Here is a 5,137-nt window from a genome sequence, read left to right as displayed (position 1 = left end):
GACGGCGTCGACGGGCGACCACCACACCATTTTCAGCCCGGAACGGGCGTCCCACCAGGGACAATTTGGCTAGATGGTGCACTGGCCAGGACGAAAAGATCACACCCCGGAGTGTTCCTGCGGCCCCTCGGCCACCATCACCCATTCCGCATCTCATGAATAATCATTCTTATCCATGATGTGATGCGCGCTGGAGCTACGCTCCGTGCGTCGTACGCGTCCTGCAATTGCCACCACGCAGGCACATCCGTCGACGATTCACCGAGGATCGATGACTGCTTGGATCAGCCGGCGTGCGTTTTCAGGATGGAGGTCAACTCTTCCGCGTACGCGAGCTGGGTACGCAGCCGAGCGCAACTGTCCTCGGCACGCTCGTAGAAGCCCGCAAGTACATGACGCGCAGTGGCTGCCTCCGCGTCGACTGCGTCGTCGGAGGCGAGGATGTCCAGGGCATCGAGCAGTTCGCGCATTTCGTCGAGGGAGAATCCCAGAGGTTTCATGCGGCGGATCACCAGTAGGCGCTGTACATCGCCTTCGGTGTAGAGCCGGAAGCCGCCGGCGCTGCGGGCCGAGGGGGTGACCAGACCGAGTTCGTCGTAGTGCCGAATGGTCTTGAGCGACAACTCGGTGCGCGTCGCCACCTGCCCGATCTGCATGTGGTCCAACTCGATCGTCACCGCCGCTCCTGTTCTGCCCTGGTCGAACCTCCAGCGTAGCGGGCCGCGGCGGGACGATTAGAACTCTACCCTTACGTAAGGGTAGAGTCTCCCGCGATCCGTGGCATCACCGCTGTTACCGCCTCCCGACGCGAGCACCCGCCCCGCTTGCATCTCATCGTCGAAGGACCCCTGTGACCTCTCCTGCCGGAAACGCCCCGGCCGTACCCGAGGCGGACACCGCCCCTGCCGTCTCGGTGCGCGCCGCTCTGCGCTCCCCGCGCCGTCTGAAAACCGAGATCCTCGCCGGACTCGTCGTCGCTCTGGCATTGATCCCGGAGGCGATTTCGTTCTCCATCATCGCCGGGGTCGATCCGCGGATCGGGTTGTTCGCCTCGTTCACCATGGCCGTGACCATTTCCATCGTCGGGGGTCGCCCGGCGATGATCTCCGCCGCCACCGCCGCGATCGCCCTGGTCATCGCCCCCGTCGCCCAGCAGCACGGCCTCGACTACTTCATTGCCACCGTCATCGCCGCCGGCCTGCTGCAGGTAATACTCTCGGTGCTCGGAGTGGCCAAACTGATGCGATTCATCCCGCGCAGCGTGATGACCGGTTTCGTCAACGCCCTGGCCATCTTGATCTTCACCGCCCAATTGCCGCACCTGATCGACGTACCCACCCTCGTCTACCCGCTCGTCGCCGTGGGTCTGGCGGTGATGTTCTTCCTGCCCAAGCTCACCACCGCGATCCCCGCGCCGCTGGTGGCGATCGTGGTGCTCACCGCCGTGGTGCTGGTCTTCGGATGGCAGGTGCCGAACGTCGGCGACGAAGGCGCACTGCCCGAATCGCTGCCCGCTCTGTTCTTTCCCGATGTGCCGTTGAACGTCGAGACCCTGTCGATCATCGGCCCCTATGCGCTGGCGATGGCGCTGGTCGGACTGCTCGAATCGCTCATGACCGCCAAGTTGGTCGACGACATCATCGACACCCACTCGAACAAGACCCGCGAAGGCTGGGGCCAAGGCGTCGCCAACGTCGTCACCGGCTTCTTCGGCGGCATGGGTGGCTGCGCGATGATCGGCCAGACCATGATCAACGTCAAGGTCTCCGGCGCCCGCACCCGCATCTCCACCTTCCTCGCCGGGGTGTTCCTGCTCATCCTCGTCGTCACCCTCGGCGATATCGTCGCCATGATCCCCATGGCCGCCCTCGTGGCCGTGATGATCATGGTCTCCGTCGCTACCCTCGACTGGCACAGCATTCGCCCGCGCACCCTGAAGCTGATGCCGCGCAGCGAGACCCTTGTCATGGCCGTGACCGTCGCCGCCACTGTCATCACCCACAACCTCGCGATCGGCGTGATCCTCGGCGTGCTCACCGCAATGGTGCTCTTCGCCCGGCGCGTCGCCCACATGACCCGCATCGAAAAAGTCACCGATACCGACACCGATCGCGACGGCCACCTCGAGACCCGGGTGTACAAGGTGCACGGCGAGTTGTTCTTCGCCTCGTCCAACGACCTGATCTACCAGTTCGACTACACCGGCGATCCCGCTCATGTGGTCATAGACCTGACCGGAGCCGATATCTGGGACGCCTCGACGGTGGCTACCTTCGACGCGATCGTTCGGAAATACGCCGCCAAGGGCACCACCGTCGAGATCATCGGCCTCGACGGTGCCAGCCGCGACCGGCTCGACCGGCTCTCCGGACGCCTCGGCGCCGGACATTGATCACGGTCCGGTGCCCGCCCGCCGGCGCAGCGGCCTTCGTTCAGGACAGTGCACGCTCGTCGGTGCGGCTTCCGCGGGCGAGCAGTATGCCGAGTCCGATCATGCCGACACCGAGAGTGAAGTGCAACCAGTCATCGGCACTGTTGAGCGGGATGAAATTGACCGCAGCCCCCTTGTCGATCAGCAACCCAAACACCCACAACCCCAAATAGATCAGTCCGCCGAGAAGTAAAAAGATCCCTGCAGCGGAGGGGACACGGGCCGCGGCGATACCGGCGATGCCGAAGACGACGTGGACAAGGTTGTGCAGCACAGACACCTGGAACAGTCCGAACAGCATCGCGCCGGAACTGTGACCGGCTCCGGCGAGATGGTCGAGATCGGACGTGACCCCCGGAATGAACCCGAGGATGCCGACGAGCAGGAACACTGCCCCGACGATCAACGCGGCGGTCTGGACCGGGGTGGCGGTGAGCGAGCGTCGAGCCGGGCGGAAAGATGGAGAAGTCATCGTGCGCCCCTTTCACGCAGTCGATGCAGGATGAGCCCTTGTCATGCGGGTTTCCGGCGCCGGGGAACGACAAACCGACCGGATCAGCGCCCGACGAGGACCATCAGTGGGTGTCCGTCACTCGAGGTGCGAGGTCGGCGCAGGACCACCTGCGTGCAAAAGCCTCCTCGATATCGTCGGCACGGCGCTCGAGACGCCGGCGGCTCGCGCCGTCGTGGTCGCTGATGTCAGCACGGAGCCGCGCGAGTTGATCGCCAACGGCAAGGCGGTGGACATCGGCGCTTGCCTTCCATGCCAGTAGGTGCAGCATCGACAACAGTGCCTCGAGGACCTCGGGGTCGGTGGCGCCGTAGAGCCGCGGCTGCGTACACACCAGCTCCAGCAGGTCGGCGAAGGTCGGCCGCGCGATAACCACGCGGACTCGGTTGTCGGAGTCGCACACCGGGTACGGCCCCAACCGAGCAGACAGCAATTCGACGAGGACCGCCGTGCAGGCGACGAGACCGTGCACCGCGGTCGTCGGATCGTTGATGCCCGGTGACAGGGCACGTACCACCACATCGGTGAGCTGACGCAGCCCGTAGCCGACGTCCTGGGCGACGGTGCGTTCACTGCCGGTGCGCACCGCGCTGCGGATCTGCTCGGTGAGCCGATCGCGCGCCTCACGCGCCAGCGTGCGCTCCGGTTGCCCAGACGAGCAGAACGCGATCGGTGTTCCCGCCACGACCGGGTCGCCCACCGGGCGATCGATCCACACGAAAGCCTCGGCGCGCACCGCCGCGTCGAGGACGGCGCGTTCGTCGATCTCGACCACGAACCCGGAATCGGCGGCTTCGACGAGGTGAGCGTGCGGCGGCGGTTCGGGCAGTGGTTGCTCCGGTCCCCCGCCGGTGGTGGCCCGCGGAAGGATATCCGCTGCCGTCGCGCAGGTGTCGGCGCGTACCTGGTCGAGGACGGTTTCGACGCGGATCTGCCGCACCAGATGGCCGAGGAACAGCACCAGCGACACCACACTGGCGACGGTCAGTGCATACGCCAGAGTCACGGCCAACTGGGGCACGAATTCGCTGGTGCCGGCGTCGGTGTCGTTACGGACTGTCCGCAGCACGGTCAAGGCGTAGATGAAGGTGCTCAGGAACAACGCCAGGGTGCGTTGCACCACGCGGTCGGCGGCGAAGGTGCGCAGCAGCCGCGGCGAATACTGGCTGCTGGCCAGCTGCAAGGTCACCAATGTGAGGGAAAACGTCAACGAAGTGACAGTGATGAGCGAGCCGGCGATCGCGCCGAGCAGCTCCCGGGCCGCGTCAGCGCTCCCACCGAACAGATACCCGGCCACCTCCGCAGGCATGTGATCGTCGACGGCGGTGTCGAGTTCGGGCACGCCGATCCCGGCCAGCACCGCGAGCAGCACCGCCGCTGCCGGCAACGGCCACAAGCGCGACCGAAGCGCCTCGACAAGCACTCGGCGCCGCGCTCGTACGACATCGAACACCTGGACGTGCCCTCGAGGACCGGTCATGGCAACGTCGTGCTCCTCATCGACGGTCACCACCGGGTCGGGACGATCGGCGGTGACCACCGGATGCCGAATGAGCGACATCGTCCAGGACCGAACCGTTGCCGTACTGCTGGTGGCCGATCACGCTGAGGCTGCCGTCGGTTTCGAGCACCACGGCCGCGACCTGTCCCAGGTCGCCGAAACCGGAGGCGCGCACCGCTTGCCGTACCTCGCCGGGGCTGATCCGTTGCTGTGCCAGCGCCAGGTCGAGCATTGCACCGTGCTCGACGAGCAAAGTCGGATCGGCAGTGAGCACGGCGCGACTGCGAGGCCAACGAGAGGAAACAGCAGCGGCCAGAAACTGCAGCCCAGCCAACAGCACCAGCGCCACCGCGCCCTCGGACCATGGCACATCGGAACTGAGCAGAATCGTCGCCAGCGTCGAACCGAGAGCGACGGTGACGACCAGGTCGAAGGCGTTGAGTTTGGCCAGGGTTCGCTTCCCCGAGATCCGCAGCACGAACACCAGCCAGAGATAGGCGGCCGCACCGACGAGCACCACACGCATCAGATCGGACCAACTTCCGAACCACATTCCTCGGGCATACCCGCACCGGCACGCGGGTACTCGCCGAGCCATGGCCACCGATCGCACCCGAACAGATCCGTCGCTGCGACTGTCCGTCGGCCGGGAGCAGGTCGTGATCGACAACCGGTACGAGACAGCCTCGATCGT

General features: G+C 65.7%; 5 protein-coding genes. 1 reads left to right on the top strand and 4 read right to left on the bottom strand.

All coding sequences use genetic code 11. The features are described 5' to 3' along the window. Positions 1-284: 284 nt before the first annotated feature. On the bottom strand, positions 285-656 hold the full coding sequence (locus A5767_RS04085) for a MerR family transcriptional regulator (protein ID WP_064851713.1): 372 nt from the start codon (positions 654-656) through the stop codon (positions 285-287). A 194-nt stretch (positions 657-850) separates the two neighbouring features. Between A5767_RS04085 and A5767_RS04080 the strand changes: the two genes are divergently transcribed. Beyond that, the gene (locus tag A5767_RS04080) at positions 851-2,392 is read left to right on the top strand and encodes a SulP family inorganic anion transporter (RefSeq protein WP_064851711.1); all 1,542 of its coding nucleotides are present in this window, start codon (positions 851-853) and stop codon (positions 2,390-2,392) included. A gap of 40 nt (positions 2,393-2,432) precedes the next feature. Here A5767_RS04080 and A5767_RS04075 read toward each other — a convergent pair whose 3' ends face one another. From A5767_RS04075 to A5767_RS04065, 3 genes are all read right to left on the bottom strand, one after another. Further along, entirely contained in the window at positions 2,433-2,903 is a 471-nt protein-coding gene (locus A5767_RS04075; protein ID WP_064851710.1) for a DUF4383 domain-containing protein, read from the bottom strand. Between the two features lie 103 nt (positions 2,904-3,006). Further along, a complete protein-coding gene (locus A5767_RS04070) occupies positions 3,007-4,422 on the bottom strand; it encodes a DUF2254 domain-containing protein (RefSeq protein WP_064851712.1) in 1,416 nt (471 codons plus the stop codon). A 16-nt stretch (positions 4,423-4,438) separates the two neighbouring features. Then, positions 4,439-4,996 carry a DUF421 domain-containing protein gene (locus tag A5767_RS04065; RefSeq protein ID WP_064851709.1) on the bottom strand — a complete coding sequence of 186 codons (558 nt, stop codon included), beginning with the start codon at positions 4,994-4,996 and terminating at the stop codon, positions 4,439-4,441. Between the last annotated feature and the right edge of the window lie 141 nt (positions 4,997-5,137).

Origin of the sequence: Rhodococcus sp. 852002-51564_SCH6189132-a, from assembly GCF_001665495.1 — a bacterium.
Taxonomy (GTDB): domain Bacteria; phylum Actinomycetota; class Actinomycetes; order Mycobacteriales; family Mycobacteriaceae; genus Rhodococcus; species Rhodococcus pyridinivorans.
This window is presented reverse-complemented; position numbering and strand designations above follow the sequence as displayed.